At 67.6% G+C, this 17,274-nt stretch carries 16 protein-coding genes; 4 read left to right on the top strand and 12 right to left on the bottom strand.

Annotation, left to right across the window (positions count from 1 at the left end):
• Positions 1-71: 71 nt before the first annotated feature.
• Entirely contained in the window at positions 72-785 is a 714-nt protein-coding gene (locus tag E5S69_RS03270) for a hypothetical protein (RefSeq protein ID WP_171513562.1), read from the top strand.
• On the opposite strand, the gene E5S69_RS03265 is transcribed toward E5S69_RS03270, so the two are convergent.
• The 8 genes from E5S69_RS03265 to E5S69_RS03230 all read right to left on the bottom strand — a co-directional run bounded on the left by E5S69_RS03265 (position 742) and on the right by E5S69_RS03230 (position 11,629).
• On the bottom strand, positions 742-1,692 hold the full coding sequence (locus E5S69_RS03265) for a carbohydrate kinase family protein (RefSeq protein ID WP_171513561.1): 951 nt from the start codon (positions 1,690-1,692) through the stop codon (positions 742-744). The genes E5S69_RS03270 and E5S69_RS03265 overlap by 44 nt on opposite strands.
• A gap of 38 nt (positions 1,693-1,730) precedes the next feature.
• Entirely contained in the window at positions 1,731-3,365 is a 1,635-nt protein-coding gene (gene pgi, locus E5S69_RS03260) for a glucose-6-phosphate isomerase (protein WP_171513560.1), read from the bottom strand.
• 24 nt (positions 3,366-3,389) lie between these two features.
• Positions 3,390-4,886: a glucose-6-phosphate dehydrogenase gene (zwf, locus tag E5S69_RS03255; protein WP_171513559.1), complete on the bottom strand. Its 1,497-nt coding sequence runs from the start codon at positions 4,884-4,886 to the stop codon at positions 3,390-3,392.
• 44 nt (positions 4,887-4,930) lie between these two features.
• Entirely contained in the window at positions 4,931-5,869 is a 939-nt protein-coding gene (locus E5S69_RS03250) for an ABC transporter substrate-binding protein (protein ID WP_216621222.1), read from the bottom strand.
• 72 nt (positions 5,870-5,941) lie between these two features.
• Complete coding sequence (locus E5S69_RS03245; RefSeq protein ID WP_171513557.1) at positions 5,942-6,952, bottom strand: ABC transporter permease subunit; 1,011 nt, start codon at positions 6,950-6,952, stop codon at positions 5,942-5,944.
• A gap of 80 nt (positions 6,953-7,032) precedes the next feature.
• Positions 7,033-8,646, bottom strand: a complete 1,614-nt coding sequence (locus tag E5S69_RS03240; protein ID WP_236901180.1) for a sugar ABC transporter ATP-binding protein — start codon at positions 8,644-8,646, stop codon at positions 7,033-7,035.
• On the bottom strand, positions 8,633-9,901 hold the full coding sequence (locus E5S69_RS03235) for an ROK family protein (protein WP_171513556.1): 1,269 nt from the start codon (positions 9,899-9,901) through the stop codon (positions 8,633-8,635). Before E5S69_RS03235 ends, E5S69_RS03240 begins: the two co-directional genes overlap by 14 nt.
• 174 nt (positions 9,902-10,075) lie before the next feature.
• On the bottom strand, positions 10,076-11,629 hold the full coding sequence (locus E5S69_RS03230; protein WP_171513555.1) for a winged helix-turn-helix domain-containing protein: 1,554 nt from the start codon (positions 11,627-11,629) through the stop codon (positions 10,076-10,078).
• 126 nt (positions 11,630-11,755) lie between these two features.
• Here E5S69_RS03230 and E5S69_RS03225 point away from each other — a divergent pair, with 126 nt between their 5' ends.
• Both E5S69_RS03225 and E5S69_RS03220 read left to right on the top strand, forming a co-directional pair.
• Positions 11,756-12,220 (top strand): cupin domain-containing protein, encoded by a 465-nt coding sequence (locus E5S69_RS03225; protein ID WP_171513554.1) that lies wholly within the window; start codon positions 11,756-11,758, stop codon positions 12,218-12,220.
• 295 nt (positions 12,221-12,515) lie between these two features.
• The gene (locus E5S69_RS03220) at positions 12,516-12,716 is read left to right on the top strand and encodes a hypothetical protein (RefSeq protein WP_171513553.1); all 201 of its coding nucleotides are present in this window, start codon (positions 12,516-12,518) and stop codon (positions 12,714-12,716) included.
• A 108-nt stretch (positions 12,717-12,824) separates the two neighbouring features.
• Here E5S69_RS03220 and E5S69_RS03215 read toward each other — a convergent pair whose 3' ends face one another.
• Positions 12,825-14,135, bottom strand: coding sequence for a DUF3422 family protein (locus E5S69_RS03215; RefSeq protein WP_171513552.1), 1,311 nt, complete (start codon positions 14,133-14,135; stop codon positions 12,825-12,827).
• Positions 14,136-14,226: 91 nt separating this feature from the next.
• Here E5S69_RS03215 and E5S69_RS03210 point away from each other — a divergent pair, with 91 nt between their 5' ends.
• Positions 14,227-15,087, top strand: a complete 861-nt coding sequence (locus E5S69_RS03210; protein ID WP_171513551.1) for a LysR substrate-binding domain-containing protein — start codon at positions 14,227-14,229, stop codon at positions 15,085-15,087.
• Positions 15,088-15,105: 18 nt separating this feature from the next.
• Here E5S69_RS03210 and E5S69_RS03205 read toward each other — a convergent pair whose 3' ends face one another.
• From E5S69_RS03205 to blaOXA, 3 genes are all read right to left on the bottom strand, one after another.
• The gene (locus tag E5S69_RS03205; RefSeq protein ID WP_171513550.1) at positions 15,106-15,672 is read right to left on the bottom strand and encodes a DUF6036 family nucleotidyltransferase; all 567 of its coding nucleotides are present in this window, start codon (positions 15,670-15,672) and stop codon (positions 15,106-15,108) included.
• On the bottom strand, positions 15,669-16,334 hold the full coding sequence (locus E5S69_RS03200) for a helix-turn-helix transcriptional regulator (RefSeq protein ID WP_171513549.1): 666 nt from the start codon (positions 16,332-16,334) through the stop codon (positions 15,669-15,671). The genes E5S69_RS03205 and E5S69_RS03200 overlap by 4 nt, the downstream gene beginning before the upstream one ends.
• Before the next feature lie 80 nt (positions 16,335-16,414).
• Positions 16,415-17,254, bottom strand: coding sequence for an OXA-1206 family carbapenem-hydrolyzing class D beta-lactamase (blaOXA, locus tag E5S69_RS03195; protein WP_171513548.1), 840 nt, complete (start codon positions 17,252-17,254; stop codon positions 16,415-16,417).
• Positions 17,255-17,274: the final 20 nt, after the last annotated feature.

Genomic DNA, 17,274 nt, shown 5'->3' with positions numbered 1-17,274 from the left:
CTTTCGATGTGTTGTCATGGCCCGCGCGTATCGTCGCCGGCCATGTGCCTGTAATTGCTCAGGAGGTTGCCATGGTGTGGCACCAGTTCTTCGTACGCCTGGCCGCGCTGGCCATCGTGGTCGCGGCGTACCGCCCGGCGCTGGCGGCGCGGCCGCTGATCACCGACGATGCCCGCATCGTCGACCCCAAATCCTGCCAGCTGGAATCCTGGATGCAATTCCAGTCCGGTGGCAATGAACTGTGGGCGCTGCCCGGCTGCAATCCGACCGGCAACCTGGAACTGACGCTGGGCGGTTCGCTGCAGCGCGTCGATGGCGGGTGGGATGGCACCAACGTGCAGTTCCAGGCCAAGACGCTGCTCAAGCCGCTGGAAACCAATGGCTACGGCATCGCGCTGTCGGGCGGCGTGATCCACCATCCCGATGCCGAGCCGCGCCGGGCGGTGGGCAACCTGTATGTCAATGTGCCGGTGTCGTTCTCGTTCGCGGACGACCGCTTTATCACGCACCTGAACGTGGGCGCCAACCGCGACACCGCCAATCGGCAGACGCGCCTGACATGGGGCCTGGGCACCGAGACCGCGCTGCACCCGCGTGTGTTCCTGATCGCCGAGACCTTTGGCGCAAGCCAGGGCAAGCCATCGTTCCAGGGCGGCCTGCGCTTCTGGGTGGTGCAGGACCGCGTGCAAATCGACACCACCTACGGCAACGTGTTCGGCGGCGGCACGGGCACGCGCTTCTTTACGGTCGGTCTGCGGCTGCTGTCGCCGGCGTTCCTGCCGTAGCGGCCAGCAACGCATCGACCTCGCGCCGCAGCGGCGGATAGGGGCCGGCGCGGGTCGCCGCGACCGCCGCCGCCGCGCTGGCAAGGCGTGCCTGGGCGGCGAGATCCGCCGCGCCATCGCCGAGCACGCTGGCCATCCAGCCCCCCATGGCCGCATCGCCGCAGCCCACGGTATCGGCCACGTCGACGCGCATGGCCGCTTGCTCGACCGCGGTATTGCCCTCGAGCAGCGTCATGCCGTGCTCGCCGCGCGTCAGCATCACCGTGGCGCCGGGCGCCATCTCGCGCATGCGCGCCAGCGCCGCGCCGGTCTCCAGGCCGGGAAACAGCCCGGCCAAATCTTCGTCGGAGACCTTGACGTAGGTCGCCAGCGCTAGCATATGCGCGAGCACCCCGGCATAGCCCGGGGTGCGCATCAGGTCGCGGAAGTTTGGGTCGAAGGCAATGCGCTTGCCGGCGCGCGCAGCTTGGGTGGCTTCCTCGCACAGGCGCGCCGCAAGCGGCTGGCGTACCAGGCTGATCGAGCCGAAATGCACTATCTCGGCGGCCTCGCGCCAGCCGGCGGGCAGGCGCGCCGGATCGAAATGCAGGTCGGCGCTGTCGTCGCCGACAAAAAAATACCGCGGCGGATGGCGCGAGGCGACAAAGGCCAGCAACGGCGAGCGTGCCAGGCGCTGCAGGAAGCGGCCATCGAGACCGGCTTCGGCGCCGGCCCGTGCCAGCTCGTCGCCGAACAGGTCCTGGCTGACGGCCCCGGCAAAGGCGGTGGCAAGCCCGAGCCGGGCGGCCACGCGCGCCACGTTCCAGCAAGAGCCGCCGGGCAGGCCCAGCCAGCTGCCATCGGCCTGGCGCACCATGTCGGTCAGCGCTTCGCCCAACACCACATAGCGGGGAAGAGGCATGGCCATCGGGGTCTCCTTGGTAGTCGAATGTGGATGGCTGCGGCTCAGCGTGCTGCGGCGGCCTGCGCCGCGCGCGCACGGCGGATGAGTGCCGCGGTGGAGGCATCATGCGCCGCCGCGCCCGCCGTGCCTTCCAGTTCGCGCTGGATCGGCGCGGCCAGCTTCTTGCCGAGTTCCACGCCCCACTGGTCGAAGGAGTTGAGCTGCCACAGCGCCCCCTGCACGAAGGTGCGGTGCTCGGACAGTGCCAGCAGCGCGCCCAGGTGGTATGGATCCAGCCGCTGCAGCAGCAACGTGTTGCTGGGCCGGTTGCCGTCGAACACCAGGTGCGGCACCAGCGCTTCGTCGCGCACGCCTTCGGCGCGCACCTCGTCGGCGCTGCGCCCGCGCAGCAGCGCCTCGCCCTGCGCAAAGCAGTTGGCCAGCAGCTTGGTATGGTGGCCGGGCAGGGCGCTGACCGGCTCGAGCGTGGCGATAAAGTCCACCGGAACCAGTTGCGAGCCCTGGTGCATCATCTGGAAGTAGGCATGCTGGCCGTTCGTGCCGGTGGTGCGCCACACCACCGCGGCGGATCCGCCGGCGAGCGTGCTGCCGTCGAGCCCTACCGACTTGCCGTTGCTTTCCATTTCCAGTTGCTGCAGGAAGGCCGGCAGCAGTGCCAGCGGCTCGCAGTAGGGCGCCACGCAACGGCTGGCCGCGCCGAGGAAGCTGCGGTACCACACGTCCAGCAGGCCCAGGATCATCGGCAGGTTCTGCCGCGGCGGCGTGCCGGCGAAATGCAGGTCCATCGCGCGCGCGCCGTCCAGCAGTTGCCGGAAGCGTTCGAAGCCGATGGCCACGGCGATCGACAAGCCCACCGCCGACCACAGCGAAAAGCGCCCGCCGACCCAGTCCCAGAACGGGAACATATTGGCCGGATCGATGCCGAACCCGGTCACCGCCTCGCGGTTGGTCGACACTGCCACGAAGTGTCGCGCCAGGCCGGCACCGGTCACGCCCTGCCGCAGGAACCAGTCGCGCGCGGTGTGCGCGTTGGCCATGGTTTCCAGCGTGGTGAAGGTCTTGGAGCAGACGATCACCAGCGTGGTCGCGGCATCGAGCCCGGTCAGCGTGCGTGCCAGGTCGCTGCCGTCGACATTGGCGACGAAGTGCATGCGCGGACCCGTGGCCTGCGCGTCAGCCAGCGCGCGGCACACCATGCGCGGGCCCAGGTCCGAACCGCCGATGCCGATATTGACGACGTCGGTGATCGCGCGGCCATCGAAGCCGGTCCAGGCGCCGCTGCGCACCGCATCGGCAAAGCGCGCCATCTGCGCCAGCACGGCCTCGACTTGCGCGCCGACCGGCTCGCCCTGCGCGCGATAGCCATCCTCCGGATAGCCGCGCAGCGCGATATGCAGCGCGGCGCGGTGCTCGGTGACGTTGACCGGGTCGCCCGCGTACATGGCGTCGCGCCGCTCGGCCACGCGCGCCTGCGCCGCCAGGGCGAACAGCAGCGCGAGGGTCTCGTCGGTGATGCGGTTCTTGGCGTAGTCCAGCGTCAGGCCGCAGGCTTCGGCGGTGAAGCGCTCGGCGCGCGCCGGCCCTTGCGGGCCGTCGAACCAGTCGCGCATATGGGTGCCGCGCAGCGTGTCGGCATGCGCGCGCAACGCTTGCCAGGCAGGTAGGGAAGTGCTCATCTCGGGTGCTCCGCAATACGTGGACTACATCTCTTCATGCCAGGCCATGCCGTCGCGCGATAGCAGGGCGCTGGAGGCCGCCGGGCCCCAGGTGCCGGCGGTGTAAGGCTTGGGCGGCGTGGGCGAGTGCTCCCAGGTCTGCAGGATCGGCGCGACCCAGCGCCACGCCTGCACCTGCTCGTCGCGCCGCACGAACAGGCCGAGCCGGCCGCGAATCACGTCGAGCAGCAAGCGCTCGTATGCGCCCACGCGCCGCACACGCGGCGCCGCGCTGGTCAGCTGCAGGTCCAGCGAGGCGGGAATCAGCGCCTGCGTGTCGCCCGGCTGCTTGGTCAGGAAATACAGCCGGATGCTCTCTTGCGGCTGCAGCGTGATCACCAGCCGGTTGCCAGACATGACCCCGAGCGGATGCGGGAACAGCGGGTAGGGCACATCGTGGAAGTGGATCACGATCTCCGCCACGCGCGACTGCATGCGCTTGCCGGTGCGCAGGTAGAACGGCACGCCGGCCCAGCGCCAGTTGGCGATCTCGGCGCGGATCGCGACGAAGGTTTCGGTGCGGCTGTCGGGCGCGATGCCGGGCTCGCTGGCATAGCCCGGTACCGGGTCGCCGCCGGCAGCGCCGCGCGCGTACTGGCCGCGCACCACTTTCTCGGCCACGTCTTCGGGCCGGATCGGCCGTAGCGCCTTCAGGATCTTCAGCTTTTCGTCGCGGATGGCATCTTCCGAAAGGCTGGTGGGCGGCTCCATCGCCACCATGCACAGCAGCTGCAGCAGGTGGTTCTGCACCATGTCGCGCAGTGCGCCGATGCCGTCGTAGAAGTTGCCGCGGCGCTCCACGCCCAGCTCCTCGGCAATGGTGATCTGCACCTGGCGCACCCATTCGCGCCGCCACAGCGGTTCGAACAGCACGTTGCCGAAGCGCACCGCCATCAGGTTCTGCACCGACTCCTTGCCCAGGTAGTGGTCGATCCGGTAGATCTGGTCCTCGGAAAAATGGCGCGCCACTTCGGCATTGATGGCCTCGGACGAGGCCAGGTCGTGGCCGAGCGGCTTCTCCAGCACGATGCGGCTGCGCTGGCCGGTCAGCCCCACGCGCGCCAGTTGCTCGCACACGGTGACGAACAGGTGCGGGGCCGTGGCCAGGTAGAACACCACCACCGCTGCCGCGCGCGCGTTGACCAGTTCGGCCAGCGCATCGAAGCCGGCATTGGCGTTGGCATCGACCTGCAGGTACAGGATGCGCTCGACAAAGCCCTGCCACGCGGCCGCAGCGGCATGGCCCGACAGTGCGGGCAGCACTTCTTCGTCGAGCATGGCCAGGTAGGCGTCATGCGTCAGCGGCTGGCTGCCCAGCGCGAGGATACGGCCGCGCGGATGCAGCGACCCGGCCGCATGGGCGTCGAACAGCGCCGGCAGCAGCTTGCGCCGCGCCAGGTCGCCAGTGGCGCCGAACAACACGAAATCGAACTCCGGGGCAGAGTCGGGCGCCGGTGCTCCGGCAGGAAGGCTAGCCATCATGGATCAGCAATAAGGGGAAAGGAGCAGGAACCGGGCAAGGCCGTTCAGCGTGGTGCGGCCCAGCCTTTGTACTGGCCGACATTGGCGCGCGTGACCAGCGTGGAGGGCAGCAGCACGGTCGGGTTGGGCGGGCGCTGGCCGTTCATCATGCCCACGCCCAGCTGCACCGCGGTGCGCGCAATGGCCCACGGGTCCTGGCTGGCCGAGGCCTGCACCAGGGTGTCGGCCTTGAGCGCGGCCTCGATGTCGGGCGCGCCGTCGACCGAGGCAATCAGGATGCCGTGGCGGTTGAGCTGGCGCGCGGCCAGGTCCGCCCCCACGGCCTGCGGGTCGTTGATGGTGAAAACCGCATCGACCTTGGGAAAGCGCGTCAGGTACAGCTGCATCACATTGAGCCCGCCTTCGCGCGAGCCCTTGCCATCCTGGTCGTCGGACAGGATGCGGATGGCGGGGTGGCGCGCCAGCACCGTCTTGCAGCCCTTGACGCGGTCCAGCACCGCCGACACCGGCGGGCCGTTCTGGATGATGACGTTGCCGCGGCCCCTGAGCCGTTCGGCGATGAAGCCGCAGGCCAGCTCGCCGGCCTGGGTGTTGTCGGTCTGCACGGTGGCGTCGGCGCCGGCCGCGGCCACGTCGACCGCCACCACCACGATGCCCGCCTTGCGGGCCTTGCGCACCGCCGGCTCGATGGCGCGCGCGTCGGCGGCGTTGATCAGGATCAGGTCGACGCCGGCGACGATAAAGCTGTCGATATGCGTGAACTGCTTGTTCAGGTCATAGTCGGCCGACAGCACGGTGACCTTTACCTTGGGGTTTACCTGCCGGGCGGCGGCCTCGGCACCGCGGGCCAGCGCGACGAAGTACGGGTTGCCCAGCGAGCCCAGCGTGACGCCGACTTTCTTGAGCGGGCGTGGCGCGGCCGGCGCAGCGGAAGCCGGCGCGCCTTGCGCGGGCGCCTGGGCCAGGGCCGGCACCGCGCACAGTGCTGCCAGCGCGAGCGCGGCGAGGGCGTTGAGGATGGATGGGATCACGGCTTGTCTCCGGTGCGCAGCAGGTCAGGTACGGGCCGAGCCCTTCTGGCGATAGCGGTCGAGCGCGACCGCGCCGATGATCACCAGGCCCTTGATGATGTATTGCCAGATATCCGACACGCCCAGCAGGATCAGCCCGTTGGACAGCACCGCGATGATCAGCGCGCCCACCAGCGTGCCGGCGATCGAGCCGACCCCGCCGACAAAACTGGTACCGCCCAGGATCACCGCGGCGATCGCGTCCAGTTCGTAGGACTGGCCCAGCTGCAGGCCGTTGGCCGCATACAGCCGCGACGCCGACATCACGCCGCCCAGCCCCGACAGCAGGCCAGAGACCGCATAGACGAACAGCAGCACCACCCAGACCTTGATGCCCGACAGCCGCGCGGCCTCGGCATTGCCGCCGACCGCGTAGATCTGCAGCCCCAGCACGGTGCGGCGCAGCACCCCCCACGAAACCGCCACCACGGCCACGGCGATCACCACCAGCCAGGGCACGCCCAGCAGGTCGCCATTGCCGATGAAGGCAAACGCGATGTCCGGGTTGTAGACCGTGCTGTCGTTGCCGACCAGGCGCGCCAGCCCGCGCACCGCGGTCAGGCTGCCCAGCGTCACGATGAACGGCGGCAGCTTCATGAACGCGATCAGCGCGCCGTTGACCAGGCCGAACAGCAGCCCGCACAGCAGCGCCGCGGGGACGCTCAGCGCGGCCAGTTGCGGCATCAGCGACACCAGCATCGCCACCACCGCGGATACCGAGAGGATCGATCCCACCGACAGGTCGATGCCGCCGGTCAGGATGACGAAGGTCATGCCCGCGGCCAGCACCAGGTTGATCGAGGCCTGCTGGGCGATGATCGATAGGTTCTGCAGGCTGGCGAAGTTCTCGGTCAGCAACGTGAAGCCCGCACACAGCAGCACCAGCACCGGCAGCATGCCGAGGGCGCGCAGGCGTTCCTGCGTGGTGGCGCGTCCGGCGGCGCGCGCCAGCGGGGCGGCGGCCGTGGGGGAAAGGGGATTGCTGGGATTGCGCATCGGTGTCTCCTGTTGCAGCGAGGCGGCAGGCCGCCCCGGCTCAACCGTTCTTTGGCCGGCTTGTCTGGGGATTCAAGGGGTCAATGCAGGACCGCGGGGGCGGATTCGCCGGCGCCCGTCGCCAGCGCGATGATCCGTTCCTGCATGGCGGCGGCATCGGCGGTGCCGGGCACTTCGCCGGCCAGTTCGCCCTCGCGCATCACCAGCACGCGGTCGCACAGGCCAACCACCTCGGGCAGTTCGCTGGAGATCAGCAGCACCGCCACGCCGGAGCGCGCCAGTGCGTTGATCAGCCGGTAGATCTCGGCCTTGGCGCCGATATCCACGCCGCGCGTCGGTTCATCCAGAATCAGCACGCGCGGGCGGGTTTCCAGCAGGCGCGACAGCATCACCTTCTGCTGGTTGCCGCCGGACAGGGCGCCGACGTTGACCTGCGGGTGCGCCACGCGGATGCCGAGCGAGCGGATAGCCGCGGCGGTGCGCTGGCGCGCGCTGGCGCGGTTCAGGCGTCCGCCGCGCAGCGCATCGCGCGCGGCCACGATCAGGTTGATGTTCTCGTGCACGCTCTGGTCCAGGAACAGGCCCTGCAGCTTGCGGTCTTCGGTCAGGTAGGCAATGCCGGCATCGATCGCCTGGCGCGGGCCACTGACAGCCAGCGGCGTGCCGGCCACGAACACCGCGCCGTCGGTGCGCGCGTCGGCGCCGAACACCAGCCGTGCCAGCTCGGTGCGGCCGGCCCCGACCAGCCCTGCCAGCCCCAGCACCTCGCCGGCGCGCAGGTCGAAGCTGCAGCCGCGCACGCGCTGGCCGTCGGACATATTGCGCACCGACAGCATGACCTCGCCGGGCGCGCTTTCGCCGTGGGACTTGGTGTAAAAGCCGGACAGGTCGCGCCCGACCATCATCTTGACCAGCGCCGCCTGCGTCAGCGTGTCGCGCGTGAGCGTGCCGACCAGGCAGCCGTCGCGCAGCACCGTGACGCGGTCGGCCAGCTCGTCGATCTCGGCCATGCGGTGGCTGATATAGATGATGGCCATGCCTTCGGCGCGCAGCTGCCGGATCAGCGCGAACAAGCGGTCGGTCTCGCGCGTGGACAGTGGCGTGGTGGGCTCGTCCATGACCAGGATGCGGGTTTCGAAGTGCACCGCGCGCGCGATCTCCACCAACTGGCGCTGGGCGATCGACAGCGTGTGCACCGCCGCGCGCGGGGTGAAGTCCGCGCCGAGGCGGGCCAGCGTGGCCTCGCAGGCGCGCGCCATGGCGCGGCGGTCGACCATGCCGCGATGGTGCAGGTGGCGACCCAGGTAGATGTTCTCTGCCACGCTCAGGTTAGGGGCCAGGCTCAGTTCCTGGTAGATCACGGCCACGCCATGGGCGCGCGCCGCGGCCGGGCCGTCGATGGTCACCGGCTTGCCGGCGATGCGGCACTCGCCGCCGGGGTCGGCGACGTAGGCCCCCGACAGGATCTTCATCAGCGTGGACTTGCCGGCGCCGTTCTCGCCCATCAGCGCATGGACCTCGCCGGGGTAGACGGCCAGCGACATATGGGTGAGCGCCTTCACGCCGGGGAAGGTCTTGGAGATGTTATGCAGTTCGAGCAGGGGCGCAGGGCCGCCGTGGCCCGCATGACCCGCAAGGCCGCCCCGCAAGGGCGTTGGCGTCGGCGCGGGATGCGCTGCTTCAGACAGTGGCATGGCTGGCCTCCGGTACGATGGCCGACGCACCCCGTAGCAACTCGGCGCGCGGCGAGAAGTTCATGAACATCGGCAGCGACGCGGCCCCGACCGCGCCGGCGTTGGCGCCAAAGCAACCGCGCACCACGCTGGCCGGCGCGCGGGCTTCGGGGGCGCTTTCAGCGAGGGCCTGCTGCAGGCGCGCGATCAGCGTGGCGACCAGGCCGCCGTCGATATCGGCGTCGAAGATCACCAGCGGCACGTCGAGCACCGCCAGCGCCGACTGCAGCGCAGGTGCGAGCGCATCGACGCAGTCCGCCACCCATTCATCGACCGCCTTGTGCCCCAGTTCGACCTGGCGCTGCAGGTCGGCATGGCTGTCGACCACCACGCCATGGTGGCGCAGGTGGCGCGTCAGCGCGTTGAGCGACGCGCGCGAGAGCAGGATGTCGCGCCGCTTGCCCTGGCCAGTTGCCGGCGGCGCGGAGGGCAGGGTGCTGCGCGGCACCGGCATCATCGCGATATCGCCGGCATTGCCGGAAACCCCGCGCACGCAATCGCCGTTGAGTACTACGCCGCCGCCGATGGCCGGGCCCAGGAACACGTAAAGGAAATGCTGGGCATGGTGGCGCCCGTAGAACAGCTCGGCCACCGCGGCGGCGGTGCCATCGTTCTCGCCGAACACGGGCAGGCCGGTGGCGCCGTTGAGCATCGCCGGGAAATCGGCCTGGTCCCAGGCACGGAAGCTGGCCTGGAACGCTTCGCCCTGTACGTCGAGCTCGCGCAGCCAGGCGCCGAGGTTATAGGGCTGCGCCACGCCGATGCCCAGCAGCCGCTTCTGTTCGGCCGGGGCGAGCAGGGCGCGCAGCTCGGCGATATCGTGCCGCACCAGTTCGAGCGCCTGGTCGGGGTGCGGCAGCACCAGTTGGTGGGCGCGGCTGGCCAGGACATGGCCGGCAAAGTCCACCATCACCACCTCGATGCTGCCCCGGTCCAGCCGCACGCCCAGGCCGAAGGCGCCCTTGGGCTGCAGCCGGATCAGGCTGGCGGGCTGTCCGCGCTGGCCTTCGGTGCGGCGCCCGGACTGCTCGACCAGGCCTTCGTCTGACAGGGTTTGAACGATGCTGCCGACCGCCGTATTGGTCAGTTGCGCCATGCGCGCCAGCTCCGCCTTGGAGGCCTCGCCGGCACGGCGCAGCGCCAGCAGCAGCGCGCGTTCGTTGTAGAGGCGCAGGCTGGCGGAATTCACGCCACGGCCCGCCTTGGATGCGGTCATCTCGTCTCCGTGCTGTTGGCGAGCCCGCGCTAAAGGGGCTTGCCTATTAATTAATTCATGTTGAATTAAATGATAGGACGACGGAGAACTCAATTGCGGGGAAACCCGGAGGGCGAATGCATCACACGTGGCGCCTGCGAAACGCCGCGGGGGGGCCAGGGGCCAGTGGGACCGCTACGCCGGCAACCCGGCGATGCCAAGCGCCTCGCCAAGCGATGCTGCCAGCGCGGGCGCACAGTTGACGCCCAGGAACTGGCGACCATAACGAAACGTAGGATGCAGTGCCAGAACGCTTGCCGCGGCTTCCCTGGCCTCGTCGAGCCGACCGAGTCTGGCGAGCGCCGCCGCCAGTTGCACATAGGTGATGCTATGGGCGGGGTTGGCCTGAACGGACCTGTAGGCCGCTTGAGCGGCTTCTTCATAGCGGCCCTGGTGGAAATGACCCAACGCCTGCGCATCGAATGCGGCCCAACTCCAGGTATCGAACGGGCTGAGCCGCAAGCCCCGCTCGCTCCACGCTATCGCGCGCTCGGCTTCCCCGCCCCAGCCAAGCATGACGCTGCCGAGAATGTAGGTCAGCGCGGATGACGGACTGATGGCGAGAGCCGCTTCCAGCGCCGTGAACGCCGCGCCGCGGTCGTGTCCGTCCATGCCGATGGAAAATCCGGCCCAGGTCAGGGCAAGCGCATCGTCTTGTCCATGGAGGATGGCCAGGCGGGCATGGCGGATCGAAGCGGCGCGGTCGGCTTCGTAAAGGCCGGCGCGCAGGAACAGGCAATGGTGGCACATCGCGGCGTTACCATGCGCAAGGGCGTAAGCAGGCTCGAGTGCGATCGCGCGTTCAAGCAGCGCAAGCGCCCGGGTCACCTGCTGCGGCATGCCGGAATCGACGTCGGGCTGGGCCCGCAGGACAAGGTCATAGGCATCGAGGCTTTCGGGGCGTTTGCGGTTGACTCGCCTGATTTCGGCGCGTCGCAGGTTTGGCGCGATGGCACCGACCACCGACAGCGCGATGTCGTCCTGAAGCGCGAAAATGTCGTCGGTCCGATGGTCATAGCGCTCGGCCCACACATGCGCTCCGCTGGCAGCGTCGATCAGTTGAGCGCTGAGACGCACGCGCCCAGGGGCCTTGCGCACACTGCCTTCCAGCACGTAGCGCACGCCCAGCTCTCGGCCCACCTGCTTCACGTCCACCATGCGACCCTTGTAGGCGAATGTCGAGTTTCGCGCGATGACAAACAACCAGTTGATGCGCGACAAGCCGGTGATGATGTCATCGACAATGCCGTCGATGAGGTAATCCTGATCGGTGTCACCGCACAAGTTCGAGAACGGCAGAACGGCGACCGACGGCTTGTCGGGCAGTGCCAGGGCCGGCGAGGCCAGCGCCCCGGCGGCCCGGTCCCGATGATTTACCATGACGGCCGGTCCGACGTAGCGGTAGCCCCGTCGCGGGAGGGTCTCTATCCAATCGGCCCCTGCCGCCATCTCGTCGAAGACTCGCCGCACGGCGGCAATCTGGACCGTCAGATTGCTGTCCTCGACGGCCAGACCGGGCCAGGTCCCCTTGATCAGGGTTTCCTTGGATATCGGCGCCCCCGCCCGCTCCGTGAGCAAAACCAGGAGCGCAACGGCCCGCTGCCCGAGCGGCGTCGGCTCGGCGCCGTGGAACAGTATCCCTGCATCAGCGTCGAGGCGGAACGGACCAAACTCCAGGATCGTCGCCATGGCTAAAGACAATACCGTTTGGAAATATTTCGCAAGTCTTTCGGAACGGCTTCACGACTTGCCGGCGCCACGGGCTGATCATCAGGACGGAGCTTCAGGAACGAAGCAGCGAACATGGAGGATCACATGAGCGCCACACCTGTCATTCGCATGCCTGCCGAGAACGAGGGCGTCACGCTGCGCGGCTATCCGATGGTCTTCCTCGTGACGGGAAAAGACACCAGGCACACCAGCATGTTCGACTGGACCATCGCACCCGGATTTGCCACTGGCCTCCACGTTCATCGCGTGCAGGAAGAGACCTTCTACATGCTGGAAGGCGAGTGCGAATGGCGGGTCGGCGACCAGGTGGTGCGCGCCACGCCGGGAACTTTCTTGTTCGTCCCGCCAGGGGTAGCGCACAACATCGCCAATGTCGGCGCCGGGCCGGCCCGCGTGCTCATGACCGTCTCACCGCCGGGACACGAGCACTACTTCGAAAAACTTGCCGAGCTGGCCGCGCGTGGCGGTCACGCGGACGCGGCGGCCGTGGGCGAATTGCGAGCCCGCTACGATACCGATCAGTTGTCGGCGTTGACGGCGAAATCGTAAGGCCGGTCCGCGCAAGGGCGGCTGCGCCTTCATCGGCGCGCCCGCATGGCACGGCCGCCATTCCGTCGCGCCGAGCGACTGTCTGCCCGGTGCCAACATATCAGGCCGACCTGTTGGGATTCCGACGTATTCGCGGCGCTCGAAATGTCGCCCCTCGCGAGCTTTTTCCGCCGAATGGTGGTGCCATCAGCACACCCACGCCCTGGCATGTGTTATGCGAAAGCACTAGCGAGCAAGGGATGCCGCAACAGCTGACCGGAGCTCACCAACACGATCTGACCAAAGGAGCTCGATCATGGCAAACGCACTCACTATTGCTGACCTGCATCAGGAAGAGGAACTGTCCTCTGCCACGATGACCCGTGTCGTGGGCGGACACGATGTGGCCAAGGAAAAGGCGCTCGTGGAGGCTTACCGGGTGATCCACGACATCGACACGCTATTGAACGCGCCGGAGCCGGCGCCCGGCCACGTGTCGATGAAGCTGCCCGGGTAATCTCCCGGCGTCGACAAACGGCATCAATCCGGCACCGTCGGCAACGCCGGCCCCGCCCTGCATGGGAGCGGGGCCGGAACCGTTGTGCAGTACTGCCTGGTGTGGGCGCTACGCGGCCTGATTAGCAGCCTGTTGCCGCGTTGCCGCTCTTTCCGCGGCATGTTTGCTGCGCCGGGTAGCTCGCAGCACCAGCAGCACCACCGGCAGGATCAATATCCCCTTGGCCAGTTCCGGGTCCAGCGGCAGATGGAAGGCATGCAGCGCCTTGAGTCCGGTGCCGGCGAGCGACAGCACGTAGTAGGAAATGGCGGCCACCGACAGCCCTTCGACCGCATGCTGCAGCCGCAACTGGTTGCGCGCGGTCTGGTCCATGCCCTCCAGCAGGCGCGTGGTGTCCTGCTCCTGGGCCAGGTTGACGCGGGTGCGAAGCAGGTCGAGCGCGCGTGCCACGCGGCTGGCAAACTGCTCGTGCCGCGCCCACACCGACCTGCATGTCTCCATGGCCGGCGCGAAGCGGCGCTCCATGTATTCGGCGATGGTCGGGATGCCCTCGATCCGCTCTTCACGCAACTCCTGAATGCGCGCCAGCACCAGCTTCTCGTAGGCACGCGACGCGCTGAAGCGGTTGCCGGATTCTGCCAGGGCTTCGATGCGGACTGCCAGGTGTGTCAGGCGTTCCAGCACCCCGGCATCGTGGCGGCCGCCCTGGCTGGTGTCCATGCTGCGCATCAGCGGCGCCAGCGCGCTCTGCAGGTGGTCGACGCTACGCCCCAGTTCACGCGCCACTGGCAATGACAACAGCGCCATCATCCGGTACGTCTCGATCTCATACAGCCGCTGCAGCAGCCGCCCGCCTTGCACTTCACGAAAGCCATTGTCGATGACAAGGAAGCGGGTAAAGCCGTCGGGGGGAATGGTCCAGTCGCAAAACACTTCACCGCCGCCCAGCACGTGGCTGCCCGCCAGGATGGGGCCATCGATCCACTGCCTCACGTTGTCGCGCGCATGCGCGGCGGCGTCGCCCGAGACCAGTTCCATGCGCAGCGCCACCAGGCGCTTGCCGGCGAAGCGGTCGAACCATTGCGCAGGGATATGCGAGGTGGCCAGCTCGGAGAAGTAGTCGGTGTCCTCGCGCCGGGCCACGAAGGTGAAGGTGGAGAACTCGGTGTGCCGCTCCCACTTCAGTTGCGTGCCATGGCTCCAACGCGCTGAGTAATGGGTCGCGCCATCGGCCGGCTGGTCGAGCCCGGTCAGCCTGCACAAGTCGGCCAGCAGGGTGTGGTGGATGGTGGTGTCGCCCTCGGCATAGATGGCAAAGTGCGTCAGCGAGGCCGATCCGCCGATGCGCAGGAAGGGACGGGCATGCAGTTCGCGCGCAAGGCTGTCGCGCAGGGGGTGGTCCAGGTTCGGATATGGCATGGGCGTTCAACGTTTCCGCTCAGTATGCCGGGGATGGACCATTAAGAAAAACGCGTAAAATTGATCCGTTGCTTCAGGTTAACTGATACCAATGAAAGCGCTTGACCTCGATGTGTTGGCCATGGTGGTCGCCGTGGCGGATACGGGCAGCATTTCCCGCGCGGCCGAGCTCGTGCACCGCTCGCAGTCGGCGGTCAGCATGCAGGTCAAGGCGCTCGAGCTGGCGTTGGGCAAGCCGCTGTTCGTGCGCAAGCCGCGGAACCTGACGCTGACTCCGGAAGGCGAGGTGCTGCTGGGCTTTGCGCGCCGCATGCTGGCCCTGCGGGACGAGGCCTGGGCGGCCGTAGTCCGCCCGGATGTGACCGGGCGCGTGGTGCTTGGCATGCCGGATGACTATGCCTCGTCGTTGCTGCCCGCGATCCTGAAGAAGTTTTCCGCGACCTACCCAAAGGTGGAGATCCAGGTCATCGGCCTGCCGAGCGTGGCGCTGGCGCCCCTGGTCAAGGACGGAACCGTTGACCTGGCCTGCGCCACGCGAGTGAAAGGCTTGTCCGGTGAATTCATCCGGCTGGAACCGATGGTATGGGCGGCTTCGCCGTCGGCGCAGGAAATCTGGAGCGAGCGGCCGCTGCCCATTGCCGTGTTCCAGCCGGGCAGCGTCGCCCGCAGCAATGCCATCCGCAGCCTGGAACAAGCCGGCATTGCCTACCGCATGTCCTATGAAAGCCCGAGCCTGCTTGGCCTGCTCAGCATGGTCGAAGCCGGACTGGCGGTGGCGCCGCTGGCGCGATGCGCGGTGCCAGCGCACTTCACGATCCTTGGCCAGCCCCAGGGGTTGCCCGAGCTGGCTGCGCTGGAGCTGTTGCTGGCGCGCAGCGCAAAATCGAAGCGGCCGCCGTGTGACTTCCTTGCCGAACAGATCCTGTCAGGGTTGCGGCGCAGGAACGGGTAACGGCGCCGGAAGGAAGTTTCAAGCTTCGTCCGGGGCAACCGCGTGGCCGTGGTCTCGCAAGGTCTTCGTCCATCGCTTGATGCGTGCACGCAGTCGGCCCTGAGCGGCTCTTTCGATCGGCATGTCCTCGACCCGAGCTATCGCGGTAAGCGGCGAGACGTAGCCGTGCTGGATCAGCGCCATACAGAAGACGCGGTCTTTATCGCGATCCGCTACCGCCTTCGCCATAAAGAGGTCAACCACATCCAGGCAATAGCCGACGCGTCCGTTAGTGCCCGGCGTTTGGATGCGCTGCAAGCGGCTTTGCCACCCGGCAGGCAGGCATGCGGTCTCCGGCCCGACGCCCTGCGCGTAATAACCGTATGTCTCGTGAAAGCGCGAACCTTCTCCAATGGCCGCATCAATCGCATCCGCCTTGTCGATGGCATTGAGCGGGTAGATATCAGCCTCCGCGGACATCGTGAAAATCGCCGGGGGATTGGGGATGGGTCCAAGGATTGATTGGCTGCCAACGACCACGAATTCATACTCGTTCGTAATGTCGGCCGCAGCCCGAATGATGTGTTCTAGATTTTCCCGGTTCATTCCTGATCCCCGAGCACAACCCCCTTCTTCAACGACTGGATCTGCGCAAGCACGTCCTGCCGAAGGGCCTCGGGCAGAATCGTTGGCAGGGGAGAGGCCTGGCGAAGTTCCTGGGCACGACGAGTCCGGCCAAGGACTTTGCGCCACGACTGTTTCGCAAGAATGGCCTCCCATTCGGACCACAGTGAATCTGACCGAGAGTCCCCTTGCAAGCGCCATCGCCTGAGAACCTCACGGGCGCGGTCCAGTAGCGCAGGATCATTCTGAATCATGCGAATCGCCTCTTTGTGAAGCGCCATGCTTTGCAGGTCTTGTGCTTCATGGCGGCTTGGATCCGTCCTGACCATGACCTGCACATGGGGTCTGGCACGCGTGGATGCACCGGCCGCGGAATTCGGGGGCGGGGGCTGGAACGTGTCACTGACCAGCAGGGCTAGATCGCCGGCTACGCCGAGCACCGACATCACCCGCAGGTATGTGCCCATGGTTGGCGCAGGATCGCCGGCCTCGACGGCCGCGAGCGTCGTTCGGGAAATGCCGACGCTTTTGGCCATCTCGACCGCGCTGAGTTTTCTGGCCTTCCGCAGCCGTTTGAGACGGTCGCCCAACTGCAGGAGCAAGTGACGTTCCAGGACTGTAGTGGTGTCGGTGAAGGCTGGCATATGTCCAGTATTCTAGTCAAAAAATTACTCTTTGCCTAAAATATTGGACATGTGAACCGTCCATCCCGATGGTCGCACCCTCAGTCCGCCAACGCCCCGGCCCGCCGCAGCGCCGCGCGCGCAATGTCCATCCGCGCCTTGGCATGTTCCGGCCGCAGGATGTCCAGATTGAGGGCGAACAGGTAGTCGTCGTTACCGCGCTCGACCCAGCCCACCAGCCATCCCACCGCCGGCCTGGCCGAATCCGCCCAGCCGGTTTTGGCGTGCAAGGTATAGGCGGCGGTGCGCTCCAGCACCGTGATGTCGTCGACGGCGTTGAAGGTGGCGGGCGAGAACGGCAGCGTGCGCTGCACCAGCCCCTTCAGGAAATCGATCTGCTGGTAGGCGCTGATCTGCAGCTTGCCGTTCAGCCAGAAGCGGTCCACGGGCCCGGAGCTGACGGCATTGCCATAGTGCGACGCGGTCAGGTAGCGCTGGTAGGCCGCGCTGCCGACCCGCCGCGCCAGCGCCTGGTAGGCCGGCACGCAGGAGTTGGGCAAGGCCACGCGCAACGGCACGTCGGCGTTGCAGGCCGCGGGTAGCACGGCCTTGCCGCCGACCAGCCAGACCTTGCCGTCCCAGGGCAGCTTGTCGTGGTCGACGTCGGCCACCGCGCCGGTTTCCAGCCCGATCATGGAGTTCAGGATCTTGAAGGTCGATGCCGGCGAGTAGGGCGTGGCGGCGCGCGCCGGGTTGTAGGTCATGATGCGGTCGCGGCGCAGGTCGTAGATCACCATGGTGCCGGTGGTATCGGCCTGGCGGAACAGTGCCTCGGCGTCGAGCGGCACTTCCTTGGGCGCGGCCAGCGCGGGCAGGTGGGCGGCAAGCAGGCTGAGGCCGAAGGCCACCGGCGTCAGCAGTCGGGCAAGACGATAGGTCATGGTTGTGCAGGGGTAAGTTA

Source organism: Cupriavidus necator (assembly GCF_013141915.1).
Classification (GTDB): Bacteria; Pseudomonadota; Gammaproteobacteria; order Burkholderiales; family Burkholderiaceae; genus Cupriavidus; species Cupriavidus necator_B.
The sequence above is the reverse complement of the archived record's forward strand: the minus strand, read 5'-3'. Positions and strand labels throughout refer to the sequence as shown.

Bases quoted from the DNA above. Each gene is read 5' to 3' on its own strand.
- E5S69_RS03210 (WP_171513551.1), top strand. From the start codon at position 14,227: ATGAAAGCGCTTGACCTCGATGTGTTGGCCATGGTGGTCGCCGTGGCG.
- E5S69_RS03220 (WP_171513553.1), top strand. From the start codon at position 12,516: ATGGCAAACGCACTCACTATTGCTGACCTGCATCAGGAAGAGGAACTG.
- E5S69_RS03240 (WP_236901180.1), bottom strand. From the start codon at position 8,646: ATGCCACTGTCTGAAGCAGCGCATCCCGCGCCGACGCCAACGCCCTTG.
- E5S69_RS03225 (WP_171513554.1), top strand. From the start codon at position 11,756: ATGAGCGCCACACCTGTCATTCGCATGCCTGCCGAGAACGAGGGCGTC.
- E5S69_RS03215 (WP_171513552.1), bottom strand. From the start codon at position 14,135: ATGCCATATCCGAACCTGGACCACCCCCTGCGCGACAGCCTTGCGCGC.
- zwf (WP_171513559.1), bottom strand. From the start codon at position 4,886: ATGATGGCTAGCCTTCCTGCCGGAGCACCGGCGCCCGACTCTGCCCCG.
- E5S69_RS03200 (WP_171513549.1), bottom strand. From the start codon at position 16,334: ATGCCAGCCTTCACCGACACCACTACAGTCCTGGAACGTCACTTGCTC.
- pgi (WP_171513560.1), bottom strand. From the start codon at position 3,365: ATGAGCACTTCCCTACCTGCCTGGCAAGCGTTGCGCGCGCATGCCGAC.
- E5S69_RS03235 (WP_171513556.1), bottom strand. From the start codon at position 9,901: ATGACCGCATCCAAGGCGGGCCGTGGCGTGAATTCCGCCAGCCTGCGC.
- E5S69_RS03230 (WP_171513555.1), bottom strand. From the start codon at position 11,629: ATGGCGACGATCCTGGAGTTTGGTCCGTTCCGCCTCGACGCTGATGCA.
- E5S69_RS03265 (WP_171513561.1), bottom strand. From the start codon at position 1,692: ATGGCCATGCCTCTTCCCCGCTATGTGGTGTTGGGCGAAGCGCTGACC.
- E5S69_RS03205 (WP_171513550.1), bottom strand. From the start codon at position 15,672: ATGAACCGGGAAAATCTAGAACACATCATTCGGGCTGCGGCCGACATT.
- blaOXA (WP_171513548.1), bottom strand. From the start codon at position 17,254: ATGACCTATCGTCTTGCCCGACTGCTGACGCCGGTGGCCTTCGGCCTC.
- E5S69_RS03245 (WP_171513557.1), bottom strand. From the start codon at position 6,952: ATGCGCAATCCCAGCAATCCCCTTTCCCCCACGGCCGCCGCCCCGCTG.
- E5S69_RS03270 (WP_171513562.1), top strand. From the start codon at position 72: ATGGTGTGGCACCAGTTCTTCGTACGCCTGGCCGCGCTGGCCATCGTG.